The organism is Pollutimonas thiosulfatoxidans, assembly GCF_004022565.1.
Lineage (GTDB): Bacteria > Pseudomonadota > Gammaproteobacteria > Burkholderiales > Burkholderiaceae_B > Pusillimonas_D > Pusillimonas_D thiosulfatoxidans.
Window position 1 is genome coordinate 2,301,176 of sequence record NZ_CP022987.1, and the last position, 20,445, is coordinate 2,321,620.

The window sequence follows — 20,445 nt, forward strand, 5'->3', positions numbered from 1 at the left end:
GCCGCCCAGCCTTCGTCTTACAGATCCGCCAGATTAGCGGATGGGCCAGCCATACATCAGGCCGCCGTCACGCCATTGTGCGTTCAGGCCACGATCGAGCTTCATGGCCGAGCTTGGGCCGATGTTGCGCTCGAAGGATTCGCCGTAGTTACCTACCTGCTTGATCAGGTTATAGGCCCACTTGGAATCCAGGCCCAGACCCTTGCCCATCTCGCCCGTCACACCCAGAATACGCTGGATGTTGGGGTTGCTGCTTTTGACCATTTCGTCGACGTTCTTGGAGTTGATGCCGTACTCTTCAGCTTCCAGCATGGCGTTGAGCGTCCAACGCACCACCATGAACCAGGGGTCGTCGCCCTGACGCACCATGGGGCCCAAAGGCTCTTTGGAGAAGTCTTCGGGCAGGATGACGTGATCGTCCGGGTTGCTTAGCGTGGAACGGATCGTGGCCAGGCCCGACTTGTCGGTCGTGTAGGCATCGCAACGGCCAGCCACGTAGGAGCGCATGGCTTCATCGGGGCTGTTGATGACGACAGGCTTGAATTCCAGGTTATTGGCACGGAACCAGTCGGCCAGGTTCAGTTCGGTCGTGGTGCCGGGCTGTACGCAAACTGCGGCGCCGCCGAGCTCTTTGGCACTTTTCACGCCCAGGCTCTTGGAAACCATGATGCCCTGGCTATCGTAATAGTTGATACCGGCGCTCATCAGGCCCAGCGTGGTGTCGCGAGTCAAGGTGGCGGTGGTGTTGCGCGTAAGAACGTCGACTTCGCCCGACTGCAAGGCGGTGAAGCGCTGTTGCGTCGTGACCGGTGTGGTTTTATATTTGGTGGCGTCGCCGAACATGACGGCTGCAATGCCGCGGCACAGATCGACGTCGATGCCGGACCATTCGCCCTTGCTGTCGGCGATCGCGAAACCGGGCAGGCCGGTATGCACGCCGCATTGAACGAAGCCCTTCGCTTTCACGGAATCGTAGGTCTCACCGGCATGAGACGCCGTCGCTGTCATGAAGAACAACGAGGCGCCCAGTGCAGCCGCTTTGATTAGTTTCATATTTTGTCCCATCCGTATTCAATTCATTGATGATTCACGGCATACAATCGTGTTGCGCCGTTAGGGCTCAAATCGTAGCTGTTGGCTAGTGCAAAAAACATGGGGGATATCCCTTGCGACACCTCGTGTAACGCTCGGCAAACTTCGTTCACATACCTGTTTCGTCGCACCTGACGCCGCCATCCCTATATCTATATGATAGAGGCCTTGATTCCAATGTTGCCATGATCGAATTCCAGCACGTATTCAAATCCTATGGTCGCAGCCGCAACATCCTGGCCGACATCAACTTTCGCGTGGAACCGGGCGAGTTCGTTTTTGTCTCGGGGCCTTCCGGGGCAGGCAAATCGACGCTGCTTAAACTTATCGGCGGGCTCGAGCCGCCCAGTCGCGGCTCCGTCCACGTCAACGGCCATCGCATCGACAAAATGCCGGGGCGCGCGCGGCCCTACCTTCGCCGCGCCGTAGGCGTGATCTTGCAGGACATGCATCTGCTCTACGATCGCAACGCCATCGACAATGTGCTGCTGCCGCTTGCGGTCGCCGGCCTGGAAAGGCGGGTGGCGGCTACGCGCGCCCGGGCTGCGATCGAGAAAGTCGGCCTGTCGGGCAAGGAAGACCTCAACCCCATCGAAATGTCGGGCGGCGAGCAGCAACGGCTGGCCATTGCACGGGCCATCGTCAATCGGCCGGCCATACTGATCGCCGACGAACCCACGGCCAATCTGGACGAAGAAAGCGCCCGTAAAATCCTGGAAGTCTTCCGGGATTTCAACCGGGTGGGGGTTACAACGCTAATTGCCTCGCATGACAGGGCGCTGATGGCCCGCTATGCCGGCCGCACCTTGCGGATCGAAGCGGGCCGCTTTTTTGATTCCGCAGGAGCGCCGGCATGAGACGATGGCTGCGGCAACACCGTTACGCCCTGCAAATTGCCCTGCGGCGCCTGATGTCCCAACCTTTTTCGTCCCTATCCAATATTTTGGTCATAGGCCTGACCCTGGCCATACCTATTATTGCGGCAGCCGTATTGGCCTCGGCCCAGCCGGTCGTGCGCGAGATCCCCGTCTCGCCGGAAGTCACCGTCTTCCTCAAGCCTTCTGCCAGCGACCAGGACGCGCGCGAACTTGCTCAAAACCTGCAAACCCAGCACGCAGAGCAGATACAGTCCGTGCGTGTGGTTACCCGCGATCAAGCCCTTAAAGCGTTAAAAGAGAACCCCAGTTGGAGCACCGCCCTGGCGGTATTGCCGGGCAACCCCCTGCCCGATGCGATCGTCGTGACTCTGCGCGATAGCAGCGAACTGGCTAGCCAGGCCAGTTCGCTGGCCGACGAATGGCGCCAGCTGGATGCGGTGGACGCCGTGCAACTGGACAGCGACTGGGTCAGACGCCTGGAAGCCATCCTGAGGTTCGTGCGCATCGGACTGGGCATGCTGGCCATCGGTGTTGCCCTGGTGGTGCTGGCGACGGTGTTCAACACTGTGCGCATGCAAGCACTGACGCAGCGTGAAGAGATCGGCGTGGCAAGGCTGGTAGGCGCGACTGAATCCTTCGTGCGCCGGCCATTTCTGTATCTGGGCGCCCTGACCGGCGTGATTGCCAGTGGCGTCGCGATCGCGCTGTCCGCCGTGGCGCTGCTGCCGCTTAACGCAGCGTTGGCCCGGCTTGCCAGCAGCTACGGCACCCAGTTCGTGCTGCAGATGCCCGACCCCGTCAACCTGGCCTTGGCAACGGTGGTTGTGGCCATACTGGCGGCGCTTTCCGCCCGCTGGTCGGTCACCCGCAATACCCGTTTTTAGGCCATGACATCAAGCTCGGGCACCCCGCTGGCCGATTTCGCCAGCACCATCGTCCAATGGCAACAGGAACACGGGCGACATCATCTGCCCTGGCAAGGCACGCGCGATCCCTACCGCATCTGGCTGTCGGAAATCATGCTGCAACAAACGCAGGTCGCCACGGTTATCGGCTACTACGAGCGCTTCCTGCAACGCTTCCCCGACATAGCCGCCCTGGCCGCAGCCAGCCAGGACGAAGTCATGCCCTATTGGGCTGGGCTGGGATACTACGCACGCGCCCGCAACCTGCATCGCTGCGCCCAGACCCTGGTCGCGCAATGGAATGGCCGCTTTCCCGAGCAATCCGCCGACATTGCCACCCTACCCGGCATCGGCCCGTCCACGGCGGCCGCCATCGCCGCCTTTGCCCATGGCGAACGCAGCCCCATCATGGACGGCAACGTCAAACGCGTGTTCACGCGTTACTTCGGCATCCATGGCATAACCAGCGAACGCGCCACCGAGAAGGCGCTATGGGAGCAAGCCCACGCCGCGCTGGCCTGCGCGCCAGCCTCACTGGACATGATCGCCTATACACAAGGCCTGATGGACCTCGGCTCACAGCGCTGCACCCGCGGCCGACCCGCCTGCGCAGCTTGTCCGCTGCAAGCAGGCTGCTACGCCCGCCGCAACGCATGCCAGCACGAACTTCCCACGCCCAAAAAGAAAAAAGCCATCCCCGAGCGACTATGCCTGATGCTGGTCGCCCGCCACAACGACCACATCCTGCTGGAGCGGCAACCCTCCCCAGGAATCTGGGGCGGCCTCTGGAGCCTACCCAAGTACGAGGATCGGCTGACCTTGGAAGCGGCCAGCCTGGCCCTCGGGATGTCAGGGGCGCCACCGCAAAAAATGGCCGCCTTCTCGCACACCTTCACACACTTCAAACTCCACATCGAACCCTGGTACACGGAGGTGGGCAGTGGGGGCGCTGTGATGGAGGTAGGTAAGGGACGGTCCTGGACAGCGATTGGTGAACTGTCGGAGACGGCGTTGCCGGCGCCTGTTCGCAAGATTCTTGATGGGTTGTTTTTTTAGATTGCTGTGTTACTTACTTAACACGCCGGGGCTGTGGAGGTAAGGGGTGCTGGCCAACGGAGCCGGTTCGGCGCCCTGCGCGCCGAACACCGCATCGCCTTGCTCGTCCGCCCGTACGGGCTTCCTTCGCCTACGGCTCGCTCGGCTCCAAATGGCCCTCACCCCTTACCTCCACAGCCCCGGCTGCATTGAGGTTGGCGGCGCATCGTAGGGACGGTCAGGGTGCTTGGCATGATTCTGAGCCGTCCCCACTTAATAAGAAAGGATTATTGCGCTCGCCCCACGCGGCCCGCCTGCCGGGCCACGCGTAGCATCGGGTTAGGTATGGCGGACGGCATCAGTTCGCGTAGGAACTGGCGGCGCTTGCTAGTGGGGTCAGGTCTTGCAATCACGCATGCGACGGGGATTCGCGAATTGCCAATGCCTAGGCCGCATGCGTGATTGCAAGACCTGACCCCACCTCCGAAGAATAAAAAGAAGTGACGCCCACCGCAAGCGATCGCGAATGCAAAATTCGGCGCCGCAGGGGCGCCGAATTTTGCGGCGACGCAAACCCTTCTCAAACAAGCAGGATTAGCGGCAAGCATGCCAAGCAACCGACTCGTCCCAGCTACGCGGCAAGCCCGATCCAATGCAGCGGCTGGGGCTGGGTGGACGGTGTGGCGGGACTTTGGGGCCGAGCGAGCCGGAAGCGAAGGGAGCCCGTATGGGCGGACGAGCAAGGCAACGCGCTGTTCGGCGCGCAGGGCGCCGAACCGGCACCGTGTCCCGCCACACCGTCCACCCAGCCCCGGACGCGTCAATAGAACCCAAGCCGGTATAGAGCCCTAAGCCGTTACTACACCTAACTCCGTAACGGCCGATAATGACTAATACTCATCAATATCCCGCTGGCAACACCAAGCGTCAACAGCGCCGTCCCCCCGTAGCTCAGGAACGGCAGTGGCACGCCGACTACGGGCAGTATCCCCGTCACCATGGCCACGTTCACGAACACGTAAACGAAGAACATCATCGACATAGAACCGGCCATCAGGCGACCGAAGTGCGTGTGCGCTTTCACGGCAATCGCCAGGCCGCGGGCGATCAGCAGGGCGTAAAGCACCAACAGCATCACGCCGCCATACAGACCGAATTCTTCTGCAAAAACCGCGAAGATGAAGTCGGTCGTGCGTTCGGGGATGAAGTCCAGATGCGCCTGCGTGCCCATCATGTAGCCCTTGCCGTATACCCCGCCCGAGCCCACCGCAATCATGGACTGTATGGTATGAAAGCCCTTGCCCAGCGGGTCCGAGCTGGGGTCCAGCAGCGTGCAAACACGATACTTCTGGTATTCGTGCAGCAACACCCAGTCCACATCGGGCTGACAGATGTCCGTCTCGAAATACACCAATGTGCCCACGCCTATGACGACAGCCGCCGTCAGCGGCGCCAGCAGCTTGAATGACAGACCGCCAAAATAGATGACGCAGAAGCCGGACACGAACACCAGCAGCGCCGTGCCCAGGTCGGGCTGCATGACGATCAGGGCAAAAGGCAGCGCCAGCAGGGCCATTGCCACCACGAAATCCAGAACATGCAGCCGACCTTGATTTCGATGAAAGTACCAGGCCAGCATCAAAGGCACAGAGATCTTGAGCATCTCGGACGGTTGTAGGCGAACGAAGCCCAGATCCAGCCAGCGCGTCGCCCCCTTGCTGGTTTCGCCAAAAAACTCCACACCCAACAGCAGCACGACGCCTGCGACATAAATGTAGGGAGCCAGCCGCATCAACAGCGGCGGGGGCAGCATGGCAGCTATCCACATGGCAACGAAGGCGATCAGGAAATTGCGCGACTGGTCGGCAAAGCGCCAGTCGGTGCCGCCGACGGCCGAATGCATGATGGTCATGCCCAGTATCGTCATGATCACCAACAGGGCCAGCAACGGCCAGTCAAAAGCCAGGACAGCGCGCGTGACCCACTGCAGCAGTCGCTTCATCGCCCACCTCGCAGAACCGCAGACACATCCGTTGGGCCGTCGGACAGCTCGGGTGGCTCGACGGTCGCCTCATCTGGCAACGATGGTGCCATATGCTCGGGAGGCAGCATGGCATCCAGCGATTCGCTCTGCGCGCCCTCCTCGATCAAGCTTTCATCCGCAGGCACTTTTGGCGGCGTGAGCGGGCCGGGCAGCTTGTTACGCGCCAGACGTTCGGGCGAGAGCCAATAGTCGAAGACCTTGCGTGCCACCGGCGCCGCCGTTGTCGCGCCCCAGCCGCCGTTCTCAACGATCAGCGCGATAGCGATCTTGGGATCTTCCACCGGCGCGTAAGCCATGAACAGGGCATGGTCGCGCAAACGTTCGTCCACGGCACTGGCGTTGTATTTGGCGCCTTTCAAGCTGTAGACCTGGGCGGTGCCGGTCTTGCCCGCCGCCTGGTAAGGTGCATCAGTGAAAGCGCGCCGCGCCGTGCCTTTACGCATCACGTCCGCCATGGCCTTGTGGATGACCTCCAGGTTCTCCGGCTTCAGCGGTATGGTGTGGGACGGCTCGGTAACCGTGCGCTCCAGCGCCCCGGTTTGCGGGTTCTCGATCAGGCTGACCAAATGAGGCTTCATGTAGCGGCCGTCATTGGCCAGCACTGCAGTGGCCTGGGCCAGCTGCAATAGTGTAAAGGCGTTGTAGCCCTGGCCCACGGCGACCGACACGGTCTCGCCCGCATACCAGCGCTGCTGCTCAGGGTCTTTATAGTGCTGGCGCTTCCATTCTGTGGACGGCAGCACGCCGCGCCGCTCGCCCTCCAGATCGATGCCGGTAATCTGGCCAAAGCCGAACTGCTTGCTGAAATCGTGCAGCGCGTTTACGCCTATCTCCGGGCCCAGCGAAAAGAAATACGTGTCGGACGACACCACGATGGCGCGGTGCAGATCTGTGGGGCCGTACGCAGCGCCTCCGGCGTTGCGAAAGCGCTGGCCGCCCAGTTCGAAATAGCCCGGATCGGAAATTCGCTCGGTGGCCGTGCGCTTGCCCAGTTCGAGAGCAGCCAGGCCTACAAAGGGCTTGTAGGTCGAACCGATGGGATAGGTGCCGTACAGCGGTCGATTGATCAAGGGATGGTCAGGGGATTCGTTCAGCTTGCGCCAGTTTTCCACGTCGATACCGTCGATGAACAAATTCGGATCGAAGGATGGCGCCGACACAAAAGCCAGAACATCACCGGTGTCCGGTTCAATAGCGACCAAAGCGCCACGCCGTCCGGCGAACTGCGCCTCGGCTTCCTTTTGCAAGCCGATATCCAGGGAAAGAATCAGATCGGAACCGGGAATCGGGTCCACACGGCTAAGCGTGCGAACTGGACGGCCCGTTGCAGTGACTTCGACCTCTTCCACGCCAGTACGGCCATGCAGGGCCTCTTCCCAGGTTTTCTCGATACCCTTCTTGCCTATGGTGTCGCTGCCCCGATAGTTGCCCGACTGTCCGGCTTCCTCGAGCCGGGCCAGGTCGGCTTCGGATATGCGGCCTACGTAGCCCAGCACATGGGCCGCCGATTCGCCTTCCGGATACTCGCGCACCCACCGCGCACTGAGCTCCACGCCTGGAAACTTGAACGAATGCGCGGCAAACCACGAGGCCTCTGTTTCATTCAGGTCGTTGCGTAGCAAAATAGGGGTATAGCGGCTGTTCTGATTCAGTTGCCGAAAGAAGCGCCGGCGATCCGAAGGGCTCAGGTACACCAGTTGGCTCAGGTCGTCCACCAGCGCCTGGATGTCGCCTTCGACCTGGGCGCGCACCACCGAGAGCGTGTAATCCCGGTAGTTGCGGGCCAGCACTACGCCATTGCGATCCATGATCTCGCCGCGCGGTGGGGGTATGGGGACGACGGCGATACGATTCTGGTCGGCACGGGCTGCCAGACCTTCGTAGCGCTCCACTTGCAAATACCACAGTCGCGCAACCAGCCCAACAAAGCAGAGCGATGCGAAAACCGCCGCCACCACGACGCGGATCAACATGCGCCGCTTTTGGTGTTGGGTGGTTTTCTTGAACTCGAACATGGCCGACCGCTATACCGAACCGGCGTCGGTATCGTCCAGGCGGCGTTGGGGCATAAGCAGCAGGAAGTCGGCCAGCGGCCACAGGGCGACGGTAAACAGCGACGACCACAGCCATTGCCATCCCGACCACTCGCCTGCCAGCCAGGTATAAACCACTTGCGTCACGGCTTGCGCCAACACGAAGATGGGCAGCATATGTATGGCCTGCACGATCGAATTGAAGCGCTGAAGCCGGCGATGCAGCACCGTGGCGCCGTAGGCGACCAGTGTGAAGGTCAGCGCCTGGCCACCCAGCAGCGCGGCGTCGTGGACATCCATGAAAAGACCGAATACAAAAGCGGTAAGCATGGTGACGCGCTGCGGTTCGTTAAGGCACCAAAGCGCGATCACCAGCAAGAGCAGATCGGGCGAGGGTTGCCACAGGCGCCAGGGCAACAGCGAAAGCAGCCACACCAGTATCAGGGTGAACCAGATGAACAAGGGACTGGTCGGGCGCTTCAGCGGCGTGGTGTCCAGCGGCTGCAGCGCACTCAGGCCCGAGTTTCGTTGCGCCGGAAGCGCGGCGTTGTTACTGGAGTGGCGTAGCATCTTTCAAACTCTTTTGGGGGTCGGTCGCCGAGACATCGACCTGCAACACCAGGAAATGCCGATGCCGTTCGGGATGAGACAAGGGCGTGGCCACGGCAAGCGCAAAGCCCGAGGAATCGTCGCGCTCGACCTCATCGACCTCGGCCACCGACAAGCCGGCCGGGAACATACCGCCGATTCCGCTGGTGATCAGGATATCGCCCGGAGCCAAGTCTACATTGGCGGTAAGGAAACGCACCTCTACCTTGCCGCTGACATTGCCGCCGAACGCGATCAAGCGCAAACCGTTGCGCAATACCTGGACAGGAATCGCGACCTTGTCGTCCGTCAGCAAGGCGGCCTCGGAGGTGAACGGCGTAACCCGCACGATTTGCCCAACGACACCGCCCTCATCAATCACCGGCATGCCGGGCTGAATACCGCTGGACGAGCCCTTGTTGAACACCAGGTGATGCGAAAACGCATTGGGCGGCTCGTACATGACTTCCACGGCAACCGAGCGCTGGGTCACGGCCTCGCCCACGTCCAGCAAGCGCCGCAATTGTTCGTTCTCGGCGGCGAGTTGCGCAGCATGGGTCGAGATCTGGGCCAGCTCGATGCGTTGGCGCTGCAAGGCTTCTTTTTCAGTGCGTGCCAGCGCGGCGGCGTCGGTCCAGTTGTTGATGTGCTCGACCGCGTCGCGCGGCGCGAGCATCAAACGCTGAAAGGGGTACAGCACGACAGACACTGCCTGACGAGCCGGGTCCAGCGCCTGGAATCGGGAATCGACAATAAGGAAGGTAAGGGACAGCAATACGAACACGAACAAGCGGAATTCGGCCGTGGGACCGCGCTTGAACAGCCTGATCGTGCCGGATTCTCGCATGAACTGTTTGTGCCTATGCCTGGGTACGCCCGGCGCACACTAGAGCACCCGACCTCTACCCAATGCAGTTAGTCGTAAATAAATACCCCGCCCAGCCGCTCGAGGTGCTCAAGCGCCTCGCCGCAGCCGCGCACGACGCAGGTAAGCGGATCTTCTGCGATGACCACTGGCAGACCGGTTTCTTCCTGGAGCAAGCGGTCCAGATCGTGCAGCAAGGCCCCACCGCCCGTAATGGCGATGCCCTTGTCGGTGATGTCGGCACCCAGTTCGGGGGGAGTTTGCTCGAGCCCGGTCTTGACGGCCGATACGATCTGGTTGAGCGGATCGGTAAGGGATTCAAGGATCTCGTTGGACGATACCGTGAAGCTGCGCGGCACGCCTTCGGACAGGTTACGGCCCTTGACTTCGATTTCGCGGATTTCAGAACCCGGGAAAGCCGAGCCGATTTCTTTCTTGATGAGTTCGGCCGTCGGTTCGCCGATCAGCATGCCGTAGTTGCGGCGGATGTAGTTGATGATGGCTTCGTCGAATTTATCGCCGCCCACCCTGACCGAACCCTTGTACACCATGCCACCCAGGGAAATAATGGCCACTTCGGTGGTGCCGCCACCGATATCAACCACCATGGAGCCGCTGGCATCGGAAACGGCCAGTCCGGCGCCGATGGCTGCTGCCATGGGCTCTTCGATGAGATAAACCTGGCTGGCGCCTGCCCCCAGGGCCGACTCGCGTATTGCGCGGCGCTCGACCTGCGTAGAACCGCAAGGAACGCAAACGATGATGCGCGGGCTGGGCGCGAACATGCTGCGGGGATGCACCATGCGGATAAACTGCTTGAGCATTTGTTCGGTAACGGTGAAGTCGGCAATGACGCCGTCCTTCATGGGACGAATGGCTTCGATGTTGCCCGGCACCCGACCCAGCATCTGCTTGGCTTCCCGGCCGACGGCCTGGATGATCTTCTTGCCGTTGGGGCCCCCGTCGTGGCGTATGGCCACCACCGATGGCTCGTCAAGCACAATCCCTTTGCCGCGGACATAGATCAGAGTATTGGCGGTACCGAGGTCGATCGCCATATCGCTGGAGAAGTAACTACGAAGGAATCCGAACATGGGCGCTCAGTGATATCAAGATTGAAAGAGAATTCGTCCGAAACATGCTGCCTTCAAGCGCAATCGCGAGGCGCCGAAATTTCGCTGACGAATCAAACCAGCAATGATAACTTATAATCGACTATTGATTAGGCCGAATTAAGGCAGTTTCTTTTGGCAACCCGCCTTATATAGTGCAGCTTGCCGGTGAACCCGCTCGGCCAGAACCCCCATCTTAAAGAATCCATGCCCATTACCGAACAAGACGTAGCCCGCATTGCGAGGCTCGCGCGCATTGAGCTTTCGCCGGATCAAACTGCTCGCGCCCAAACTGAACTGGACGGCATTTTAAACCTGATCGAGCAACTACAGGCCGTCGACACCACCGGCATCGAGCCCATGGCACATCCGCTGTCAACGCACCAGGAAATCGCACTGCGATTGCGTCCTGACGCCGCTGCGCCCACCAGCACCGACGCGCAACGCGAGGCCCTGATGGCCAATGCCCCGGCCGAGCAAGCCGGCCTGTTCCTGGTACCCACGGTGATCGAGTAATCCATGGCAAATACACCCCTGCACACACAATTCGACAGTATTGCCGCCCTACGCCAGGCCTTGACCTCGCGCTCGCTGAGCGCCCACGAGCTTGCGGTCAGTGCGCTGGACGCCGCCGAAGCCCGCGCCGACCTTAACGCCTTCCTGCATATCGACCGCGACCTTACTTTGGCGCAGGCCCACGCGGCCGACAAACTGCTGGCCAGCGGGCAAGATGCGCCGGCACTGGCCGGTGTTCCCATTGCCCATAAAGACGTGTTCGTCACCCGCGGCTGGCGCAGCACGGCCGGCAGCAAGATGCTGGCAAATTACGTCAGCCCTTTCGATGCCACGGTGGTCGAACGCCTGCACGAGGCGGGCGCCGTGTCGCTGGGCAAACTGAATTGCGACGAATTCGCCATGGGCTCGGGCAACGAAAACTCGGCCTTCGGTCCTGCCAGAAACCCCTGGGATACCAGCACCATACCGGGTGGTTCGTCGGGCGGCTCGGCAGCGGCCGTGGCGGCCGGCCTGGTCATGGCGGCCACCGGCACCGACACTGGCGGCTCTGTGCGCCAGCCGGCCGCCCTGTGCGGTGTCAGCGGCATCAAGCCCACCTATGGAACGGTATCCCGCTTTGGCATGATCGCCTATGGTTCCAGCCTGGACCAGGCCGGACCGATTGCGCGCCATGCCCAAGACCTGCTCGACATCCTGGACCCCATCAGCGGCTTCGATCCGCGCGACTCCACCAGCCTGGAACACTGCAACGGCAGCGCTAACGTGCCCGGCCGAATTCGCAGCCAGTACGAGCAAGCCCTGCAGGCACAAGAGGCCGGCGGCAGCCTGCCCCTGAAAGGCCTGCGCATCGGCGTGCCCAAAGAGTTCGTCAACGACAAGCTCGATGCCGATGTGGCCAAAGCCGTCCAGGCCGCCTTGCAGGCTTTTGAAGCACTGGGCGCTGTACGGGTAGAGGTCTCCTTGCCGCGTACCGAGCTGTCCATACCAACCTACTACGTCATCGCACCCGCCGAGGCCTCCAGCAACCTGTCGCGCTACGACGGCGTGCGCTACGGCCACCGGGCCGCCCAGTACGGCGACCTGGCCGAAATGACCAGCCGTTCGCGCACAGAAGCCTTTGGCCCGGAAGTGCTTCGACGCATCATGGTGGGCACCTATGTGCTGTCCCACGGCTACTACGATGCCTACTATCTGCAAGCGCAACGGGTGCGCCACATGATTGCCGACGACTTCCAGCGTGCCTTTGCGGATCATTGCGATGTCATCATGGGCCCGGTCACGCCGACCACCGCCAAGCACATAGGCGACAACCGCGAAGATCCTGTCGCCGAGTGGTTGGCCGACATCTATACGCTGGGCGTCAGCCTGGCCGGCCTGCCTGCCATGTCGGTACCTTGCGGCTTCGGCGGAGCGCAGGGCCGCTTGCCCATAGGGCTGCAAATTATTGGCAATTATTTCCATGAAGGGCAGTTGCTTGCCGTGGCGCACCGCTACCAGCAGGCCACCGATTGGCATCAACGCAAACCGGAACAACAATAATGGAATGGGAAATCGTCATCGGGCTGGAAACACACACCCAGCTTTCCACCGAATCCAAGATCTTTTCAAATAGCAGCACACGCTTCGGTGCAGCGCCCAATACGCAGGCCAACGAAGTTGACATGGCGCTGCCAGGCAGCTTGCCGGTCATGAATCGCGGCGCCGTAGAGCGGGCCATCCAGTTTGGCCTGGCTGTGGGCGCCCATGTTGCACCTCGCTCCATCTTCGCCCGAAAAAACTACTTCTACCCCGACCTGCCCAAGAACTACCAGATCAGCCAGTTCGAGATCCCGGTCGTGCAAGGCGGCACCATTAGCTTTTTTGTCGATGGTCAGGAAAAAACCATTAACCTGACCCGTGCGCACCTCGAAGAGGATGCCGGCAAATCGCTGCACGAAGACTACACCGGTCCCCATGGCGAGTCGTCCACAGGCATAGACCTGAACCGGGCCGGTACTCCCCTGCTCGAAATTGTGTCCGAGCCCGAAATGCGCTCGGCCGCCGAAGCCGTGGCCTACGCGCGCGCCCTGCACGGCCTGGTTGTCTGGCTGGGCATCTGCGATGGCAACATGCAAGAGGGCTCATTCCGGATCGACGCCAACGTATCGGTACGTCCAAAAGGCGAGGTAAAGCTGGGCACGCGCAGCGAAGTCAAGAACGTCAACTCATTCCGCTTCCTCGAGCGCGCCATTCAGTACGAAGTGCGCCGCCAGATCGAGCTGATCGAGGATGGCGGCAAAGTCATGCAGGAAACCCGGCTGTACGACGCCGATCGCGACGAGACCCGCAGCATGCGCAGCAAGGAAGATGCGGACGACTACCGCTACTTCCCCGACCCCGACCTGCCACCGCTGATCATCGGCGCTGACTGGATACAGCGCATCAAAGACGCCATGCCCGAGCTGCCGGCGCAGAAGCGCTCGCGCTTCGAGCAAGAGCTGGGTCTGACACCCTACGATGCCGCTCAGCTGACCATGTCGCGTGCCATTGCCGACTACTTCGAGAGCGTGGCCGGCAAGCTGCCAACCGACCAGGCCAAACTGGCCGCCAATTGGGTGCTGGGCGAATTATCGGCAGCGCTTAATCGCGATGAAATCGACATCGAGCAAAGCCCGGTACAACCCGAAGCCCTGGCGGCCATGATCGTGCGCATCATCGACGGCACCATCTCCAACAAAATGGCGCGCGACGTTTTCACGGCAATGTGGGAGAACGAACACGGCGGCAACCCGGACGACATCATCGAAGCTCGCGGCCTGAAACAAATCAGCGACACGGGGGCAATCGGCGCCATGATAGACGAGGTCCTTGCGGCCCACCCAGCGATCGTGGAGGAATACCGCGCGGGCAGGCAAAAGGCGTTTAACTCGTTGGTGGGTCAGGTCATGAAAGCCGCCAAAGGCAAGGCCAACCCCCAACAAGTCAATGACCTGCTGAAGCAAAAGCTGGGCTGACCAGCTGGGTTGACCTATACGCCGTAGCGGCTGCGATACGCGGCTACGGCCTCGCGGTGTTCTGCCAGCGTGGCGTCGTCAGCCAATACCGTCATGATGTCGTGCAAGGATGCAATGCTGACTACCGGGATGCCATAGGTGGACGCCACATCCTGGACTGCAGAATGAGCCGATAGCGCATCGTCGGGACCTGCCCTTTCCATGCGATCCAGGGCGATCAATACCGCGGCGGGCTCGGCGCCGGCCTGGCGGATGATCTGGACCGATTCACGGACCGAGGTGCCCGCAGTGATGACATCATCGATGATCACCACCTTGCCCTGCAGGGGCGCGCCGACCAGTACACCGCCTTCGCCATGATCCTTGGCTTCCTTGCGATTGAAGGCGAAGGGAATATCGCGATCGGCCATGTCTGCATGGCCGGCCAAGGCCACTGCTGTGGCGGTGGATAATGGAATTCCCTTATAGGCAGGACCGAACAACATGTCGAAACTCAAGCCAGAGTCCACCAGGGCCTGGGCGTAGAACTCGCCCAGACGACCCACACTACGGCCCGTATTGAACAGGCCGGCATTGAAAAAATAAGGGCTCTGGCGTCCGGACTTGACTTTGAAGCTGCCAAAACGAAGTACGCCCTGCGCCAGGGAGAAGCGAACGAAATCCGCGCGGTTGGAAGTGTGGAGCATGCCTGAATCGATAAAAGGTAAAGCGACATTATCGCCAAAACGCATTAGACTTGCCCGACAGCGGCCACCCGGGGCGATGGGTTAAAGTTCCCATCCTGCAGATTGATAAAGGCCCGACGATGCTACGTGTTATTTCCGCCAACCTGAACGGCATCAGATCCGCCGTCACCAAGGGGTTACTCGACTGGCTGCCGCAGCAGCAGGCCGACTTCGTCTGCCTTCAGGAACTCAAGGCCCAGGCCGACAACATGACTGCCGACATGCTCAACCCCACGGGCTATTACGGTTATTTCCACTATGCGGAAAAGAAGGGCTATAGCGGTGTGGGCATCTACGCACGCCAGCAACCGCTGCAAATCATCGAAGGCTTGGGCGTGCCCGAAATCGATGCCGAAGGCCGTTATCTGGAGCTCGTCTACGACGAACTGTCTATCATTTCGGTGTACCTGCCCTCGGGCTCCAGTGGCGATCATCGGCAGGCGGCAAAGTATGTGTTCATGGAGCACTTTTTCGGCCATTTGGCCACGCTGGCCGCATGCGGTCGGCAGGTTATCTTGTGCGGCGACTGGAATATCGCGCATCAGGAAATCGACCTGAAGAACTGGAAAGGCAATCGCAAAAACAGCGGCTTTCTGCCCGAAGAGCGCGCTTGGCTGACTAAAGTGTTCGACGAGCTGGGATGGAAAGACGTCTATCGCTCGCTGTATCCGGAGGCCACCGATGCCGCCTATACCTGGTGGAGCAACCGGGGGCAGGCCTGGGCCAAGAATGTGGGCTGGCGCATCGATTACCAGATCGCCACGCCGCAGATCGCCGCCACCGCAACATCCGCCGCCATCTATAAAGATCAGCGGTTCAGCGACCACGCGCCGCTGACTATCGATTATGACTGGGCGGCCTGACCTGACAGCAGATGCCGAGCTGCAAGCATTACGCAGCGAACTGGGCGCACTACGTGAACGAGAGCGCCGCATGGCGCTTGCCCTGGAAGGCAGCGGCACCGGCGTATGGGATCGCGACATCCCGGCCAACCAGATTCATTACTCCCGCGCGTGGAAAGCCATGCTGGGCTATGCGGATCATGAAATCTCCAACCAACTGAGTGAGAGCTACAAGCGCGTCCATCCCGACGACCTGGCCTACGTCCAGGCAACCATGAAGGCTCACGCGGATGGCACCACCGAGATTTACGAGGTGGAGCACCGGCTGCGCTGCAAGGATGGGAATTACAAATGGGTGCATAGCCGCGGCAAAGTCATGGAGCGCGATGCCCACGGCAACGCCCTGCGCATGGTTGGCACGACCACTGACATCACTGCACTGCGCGGCCTTTCGGAAACACTGCAGCAGACGGTGGACCTGCTTACCTTCCTGACCGACGAGGTGCCGGGCCTGGTCTTCTGTTATCAGGACGACGCCGACGGCAGGGGCTTTTTTACTTATGTCAGCGCAGGGGTGCGCGACATCTACGAGCTAGAGCCCCAACAGGCGCTGCGCGATCCCGCCGCAATACAGCGAGTGATCCATCCCGAAGACATACCCCGCTATCGCGAATCCCGAGCCCGCTCGGCCAGCACACTGGCGCCCTGGCGTCTTGATTTCCGCGTGCTATTGCCCCGCCAGGGGCTGGGCTGGCGGCAACTGGACGCCCGTCCGCAACGGCTGGAAGACGGCACCATGGTATGGCGCGGATTCATCACCGACGTTACCGAGCGCAAGCGCATCGAAGCCGAACTGCAGCTGTCCGCAACGACGGACGACCTTACCCAGCTGCCCAATCGGCGCTACTTCATGGATCAGTTGGGCGCTGAACTGGCCCGCATGAAGCGCGACGGCGACGGAAGTGCTGCCGTGCTGATGTGCGATCTGGACTACTTCAAAACCATCAATGACCAGTGGGGCCATGCCATTGGCGACCTGGGGCTGCAGCACTTTGCTGCAATGCTGCGCCAGCAACTGCGCGCCACCGACGTGGCGGGCCGCATGGGCGGCGAAGAGTTCGCCGTGTTGTTGCGCCGCTGTGGCGCGGAGGCCGCCATGAATTTTGCTCGCCGCCTGCAACGGGCCCTGGCAGCATCGCCGCTGTTGGTCGGCGACCAGAAAGTCGTACTGACGGTCAGCGTCGGCATCGCTAACCTTCATGCCAGCGACGACGATGCCAGCCTGGCACTGAACAGAAGCGACGAAGCCCTATACCGCGCCAAGAAAGGCGGTCGCAACCGCGTTGAGTGCCATCAATAAGCTTACGCGACGCTGCCGGCCCTTGCATGCAGTCTGGACTTGCGCTTGCGCACCCAGATCACAATGCCCGTGATTGACAACATGGCAACCATTAACCCCATCAGCGACATCAGCACCCTTCCCGGTAAACCAAGTATCCGCCCCGAATGCAGCGGAAACTGCAACTGCACGAAGATGTCGGCTGCACTGCCCCGCCACGGTAGATAATCGCCCAGGAAGCGACCATCCGCCCCATCGAAGTACATATTGGCTATTTCCATGCCGCCGCTGCCATGATCTGCACCGGGATGGAAAAACGCGACACTGTAAAAGCCCAGGCTTCTGGCATAAAAGATGCCCGCCGGCGGGCGCTCCCAGTTGCGCGCTTCCCCTTCCTCATGGGCCTGCTGCAGGATCTGCTCATAAGTGATGGTGGGCGCTATGGGCTGGTGTAGCGGCGCAGCAGGGCGCGTCTCGAATGGTCCTGGTGTTACCTGCGACACCATCGACATCGCGGGAAAGAACACTTCGCGGTACAGGTTCAAAGAGAACGAAGTGAAGGCGATCACCAGGATGACGCCCCATATCCACAAGCCGCCGGCACGGTGCAAGTCGAAATTAAGCTTGTAGGCTCCCGCCTTCCAGCGCACACGCCAGGCCGGCATCCAGCGCCCCCACCAGCGACTGTCCTGCGACGGCTTGGGAGCATCCGCGGCCAACATTGCTCGCCGGGCCGCTGCCTGTTGCCGCCTGATGGGAAACGTCAGGTACAAGGCTACGAAGCTGTCCAGCAGCCAGACCAGCGCCACGATGCCCATGAACTGATAACCCCAGCGATCGGAGCCCCAGAACGCCGGGACATGCAGGCTTTCGTGCAGATCGTTAAGGAATGGCATCAACGCCCGGCGCGACAGCGAAACTTCGCTGGCGTCGCGCCTGCCGACGATCTGCGCCGTGACTGGATCAATGAAGACCTCGGTGTAGTCCAGCGGAAACGGCTTGCCCGTAGCCGGATCGATACGCGGCTGCACCAGATAGGTGGCCGCGTGGCCGGCCTCGAAATGCAAAGGAACGTACACCACCTGCGCTTGCGGGTCGCTGGCTTCGATGATGCGCATCAATTCGAGGGGCGGACGGAATTCGCCCTGGCTCTCGACCTTGTATAGATCGCTGTTAAGCCATTCATCGATTTCATGGTCCCAAGAGATCACCGCCCCGGTCAGTCCGGAAACGAGCAGGAACAAGGCAATGAACAGGCCGGCCCAGCGATGGACCAGCGTAGCAAAAGCGCGCATTTAAAAGTCTACGGACATCGACAGTTTGAAAGTGCGACCGCGACCCTGAGTAAGCTGACCATACTGCGGGGCCACCGTAGCCCAGTAGCGGCGGTCGGCGACGTTATCCACGCCAGCGCGGTACGTCACATTACGCCCCTGGATCTTGCTGCGATACACCACACCCAGATCCACACGCGTCCAGCTGGGAATCTCATAAGTGTTGGCGGAGGATGTATATTGCGCGCCGCGATGGATCAGGCTGGCCTGCAGCGTCAGGCCACTAACTGTCGGAACATCCCATTCCGTGCTGAGCGTTCCCTGGAAGCGCGGGACGCCTCGGGCGCGGTGATTATCCAGCGCGCCGTCCGGAGTATCGATCAGCCGGGCATCCATGTAGGTCACCCCGCCCAGCACACGCCATCCCGATAGCGGCTCGCCATACAGGTTCAGCTCGACGCCGCGGTTGCGCTGCTTGCCCGCAATTCCATACACCCGCTGAACAACGTCTACTTCCGGCTTCTCTATCTGGAAAACGCCGAGGCTGCCGCCGTAGCTTTCAAAGTCCACCTTGATACCAAGCTCAGTCTGCTTGCTGCGTATGGGCCCCAGTGTTGCACCCGGATTGTCCACCACACTGGGATCATTGGATGCGCGGCCGCCTTGCGTCAAGCCTTCGATCCGATTGGCATACAGCGATACGGAATCCCACGGACGCAGCACCAAGCCCAAGACGGGTGTCGTAGCGGATTCATCGTACTTGCCAGGTGTGAACGCATCGTGCGCTACCTGGACGATGGATTGATGCCGCGCGCCCAGGGTCAGAAGCACATCGCCCTCGAACAATGAGAGCGTATCGGCGACCGCAAAACTGCGCAACTTGACCTGACTTGCCAGGTTGGTATCGAGGTCGCCAGCCGAAGGCACGCCGGCGGGGCGCGGTATGTAAGCTTCGTCATACAAATTGGTGGGAGACGCTGCCGAGGAAACCCAGCCGTCAAAACTATCTGAGTTCAATGCCGAATACGCCAGGTTCACCCTGTGCCCAACAGATCCAGTATCGAATTCTCCTCGCAGCCCCACTTCGCCGGTCAGCGTGTCGCGACGATACGCGGCCCCGAACAGTCCGACCGTACCTTCACCATTCGCGCCAACAAACGGTCCGGCGTAGTCGCCGTGCTCGTTGTCGCGACTCATGCCGGCCGCAGCATAAGTCGTCCAGTTGCGCGTAATGTCGTACTCGAGCCGCGCCACGCCAAAGGTGCTCTCCAGGTCGGTGTAAGACCAAGGCTGACCGTAGTTGGTATGCGTCGAAGGTGCAGCAGGCGGCGCCGTATCGCCGGCGAGGCGCACCGTCGGCAGGGGCTGATCGAAGCGTATTTTTTGATAGCCTGCATCCAGCGATGCCCGCACGCCGTCCCCACGGAAATCCAGTCCAACCGTCCCCACCGTGCTGCGCATATCGGCGTCATGCAAAGATATATCGCCATCATGCTGTGCGGCGTTGACACGTATCCCAAAGCGGTTGTCTTCGCCCCAACGGCGGCCGATATCCACACCGCCCCCGAAATGAGCAGGCCCGGTGTAGTCCAGGTTCAGACGCGTAAGGGGATCGTCGCCCGCCCGCTTGGGCTGGATATTGATCAGTCCCCCGACACCCGAGCCCCCCGGCGCGGCACCGTTCAAGAACGCGCTTGCTCCCTTGAACACCTCGACACGCTCGACCATCTCGATGGGAAGAATTTGCCGCGGCAATATGCCATACAAGCCATTGAACGAGAGATCGTCATTATTCAGTGCCAAGCCCCGTATTACAAAAGTCTCGGCCTGATTGCCAAAGCCGTTACCCACTTGCACCGACGGATCGTTCTTCAACACGTCGCCCAAGGTACGGGCCTGTTGATCCTGGATCAGCTTGGACGTATAGCTGGTCTGGGTGAAGGGCATGTCCATCATGTCCAGGTTGCCCAAAATGCCGGCCTGGCCGCCGCGGGCAACTTGGCCTCCTGCGTAGGCTTCGGGTGTCGCGTTGTTGACCGACCCGTCTCCGGTCACCGTAATGGTCTCCAGCGTGTTGGCAGCTGCGGAGATAGTTTGCGCCATGACCGGCGTACTAGCGAAAACAGCGAGAAGTACGGCGTACAGCGGGAGAGGCTTGGGCATGATATTCCTGATGCGGAATTGATATTGAGAATGATCCGCAT

General features: G+C 60.9%; 17 protein-coding genes. 8 read left to right on the forward strand and 9 right to left on the reverse strand.

Annotation, left to right across the window (positions count from 1 at the left end; translation table 11 throughout):
• Window positions 1–33: 33 nt before the first annotated feature.
• The gene (locus CKA81_RS11095; protein ID WP_128355331.1) at window positions 34–1,053 is read right to left on the reverse strand and encodes an amino acid ABC transporter substrate-binding protein; all 1,020 of its coding nucleotides are present in this window, start codon (window positions 1,051–1,053) and stop codon (window positions 34–36) included.
• A 224-nt stretch (window positions 1,054–1,277) separates the two neighbouring features.
• On the opposite strand from CKA81_RS11095, the gene CKA81_RS11100 reads away from it, so the two are divergent.
• The 3 genes from CKA81_RS11100 to mutY are packed head-to-tail and all read left to right on the forward strand — an operon-like array spanning window position 1,278 to window position 3,931.
• Complete coding sequence (locus CKA81_RS11100; RefSeq protein ID WP_128355332.1) at window positions 1,278–1,949, forward strand: cell division ATP-binding protein FtsE; 672 nt, start codon at window positions 1,278–1,280, stop codon at window positions 1,947–1,949.
• A complete protein-coding gene (locus CKA81_RS11105) occupies window positions 1,946–2,854 on the forward strand; it encodes a cell division protein FtsX (protein ID WP_128355333.1) in 909 nt (302 codons plus the stop codon). Before CKA81_RS11100 ends, CKA81_RS11105 begins: the two co-directional genes overlap by 4 nt.
• Before the next feature lie 3 nt (window positions 2,855–2,857).
• Entirely contained in the window at window positions 2,858–3,931 is a 1,074-nt protein-coding gene (gene mutY, locus CKA81_RS11110; protein WP_128355334.1) for an A/G-specific adenine glycosylase, read from the forward strand.
• An 844-nt stretch (window positions 3,932–4,775) separates the two neighbouring features.
• On the opposite strand, the gene rodA is transcribed toward mutY, so the two are convergent.
• The 5 genes from rodA to CKA81_RS11135 form a co-directional block, all read right to left on the reverse strand.
• A complete protein-coding gene (gene rodA / locus CKA81_RS11115; RefSeq protein ID WP_128355335.1) occupies window positions 4,776–5,912 on the reverse strand; it encodes a rod shape-determining protein RodA in 1,137 nt (378 codons plus the stop codon).
• On the reverse strand, window positions 5,909–7,969 hold the full coding sequence (mrdA, locus tag CKA81_RS11120; RefSeq protein ID WP_128355336.1) for a penicillin-binding protein 2: 2,061 nt from the start codon (window positions 7,967–7,969) through the stop codon (window positions 5,909–5,911). Before mrdA ends, rodA begins: the two co-directional genes overlap by 4 nt.
• Before the next feature lie 9 nt (window positions 7,970–7,978).
• Window positions 7,979–8,557: a rod shape-determining protein MreD gene (gene mreD, locus CKA81_RS11125; RefSeq protein WP_128355337.1), complete on the reverse strand. Its 579-nt coding sequence runs from the start codon at window positions 8,555–8,557 to the stop codon at window positions 7,979–7,981.
• Complete coding sequence (gene mreC / locus CKA81_RS11130; RefSeq protein ID WP_128355338.1) at window positions 8,538–9,422, reverse strand: rod shape-determining protein MreC; 885 nt, start codon at window positions 9,420–9,422, stop codon at window positions 8,538–8,540. The genes mreD and mreC overlap by 20 nt, the downstream gene beginning before the upstream one ends.
• 68 nt (window positions 9,423–9,490) lie before the next feature.
• Complete coding sequence (locus CKA81_RS11135; protein WP_128355339.1) at window positions 9,491–10,534, reverse strand: rod shape-determining protein; 1,044 nt, start codon at window positions 10,532–10,534, stop codon at window positions 9,491–9,493.
• Window positions 10,535–10,759: 225 nt separating this feature from the next.
• Between CKA81_RS11135 and gatC the strand changes: the two genes are divergently transcribed.
• Genes gatC through gatB form a run of 3 tightly spaced genes read left to right on the forward strand, consistent with a single transcriptional unit; the run spans window position 10,760 to window position 14,061 of the window.
• Entirely contained in the window at window positions 10,760–11,068 is a 309-nt protein-coding gene (gatC, locus tag CKA81_RS11140) for an Asp-tRNA(Asn)/Glu-tRNA(Gln) amidotransferase subunit GatC (protein WP_128355340.1), read from the forward strand.
• A gap of 3 nt (window positions 11,069–11,071) precedes the next feature.
• A complete protein-coding gene (gene gatA / locus CKA81_RS11145) occupies window positions 11,072–12,607 on the forward strand; it encodes an Asp-tRNA(Asn)/Glu-tRNA(Gln) amidotransferase subunit GatA (protein ID WP_128355341.1) in 1,536 nt (511 codons plus the stop codon).
• Window positions 12,607–14,061: an Asp-tRNA(Asn)/Glu-tRNA(Gln) amidotransferase subunit GatB gene (gatB, locus tag CKA81_RS11150; RefSeq protein ID WP_128355342.1), complete on the forward strand. Its 1,455-nt coding sequence runs from the start codon at window positions 12,607–12,609 to the stop codon at window positions 14,059–14,061. Before gatA ends, gatB begins: the two co-directional genes overlap by 1 nt.
• Window positions 14,062–14,075: 14 nt before the next feature.
• Here gatB and pyrE read toward each other — a convergent pair whose 3' ends face one another.
• Window positions 14,076–14,747, reverse strand: a complete 672-nt coding sequence (gene pyrE / locus CKA81_RS11155) for an orotate phosphoribosyltransferase (protein ID WP_128355343.1) — start codon at window positions 14,745–14,747, stop codon at window positions 14,076–14,078.
• A 119-nt stretch (window positions 14,748–14,866) separates the two neighbouring features.
• Between pyrE and CKA81_RS11160 the strand changes: the two genes are divergently transcribed.
• On the forward strand, window positions 14,867–15,649 hold the full coding sequence (locus tag CKA81_RS11160; protein ID WP_128355344.1) for an exodeoxyribonuclease III: 783 nt from the start codon (window positions 14,867–14,869) through the stop codon (window positions 15,647–15,649).
• Window positions 15,633–16,988 (forward strand): sensor domain-containing diguanylate cyclase, encoded by a 1,356-nt coding sequence (locus CKA81_RS11165; protein WP_128355345.1) that lies wholly within the window; start codon window positions 15,633–15,635, stop codon window positions 16,986–16,988. Before CKA81_RS11160 ends, CKA81_RS11165 begins: the two co-directional genes overlap by 17 nt.
• A 2-nt stretch (window positions 16,989–16,990) precedes the next feature.
• On the opposite strand, the gene CKA81_RS11170 is transcribed toward CKA81_RS11165, so the two are convergent.
• Both CKA81_RS11170 and CKA81_RS11175 read right to left on the reverse strand, forming a co-directional pair.
• Window positions 16,991–18,262 carry a PepSY-associated TM helix domain-containing protein gene (locus CKA81_RS11170; RefSeq protein ID WP_128355346.1) on the reverse strand — a complete coding sequence of 424 codons (1,272 nt, stop codon included), beginning with the start codon at window positions 18,260–18,262 and terminating at the stop codon, window positions 16,991–16,993.
• A complete protein-coding gene (locus CKA81_RS11175) occupies window positions 18,263–20,404 on the reverse strand; it encodes a TonB-dependent receptor (protein ID WP_128355347.1) in 2,142 nt (713 codons plus the stop codon). It lies immediately after the preceding gene.
• Between the last annotated feature and the right edge of the window lie 41 nt (window positions 20,405–20,445).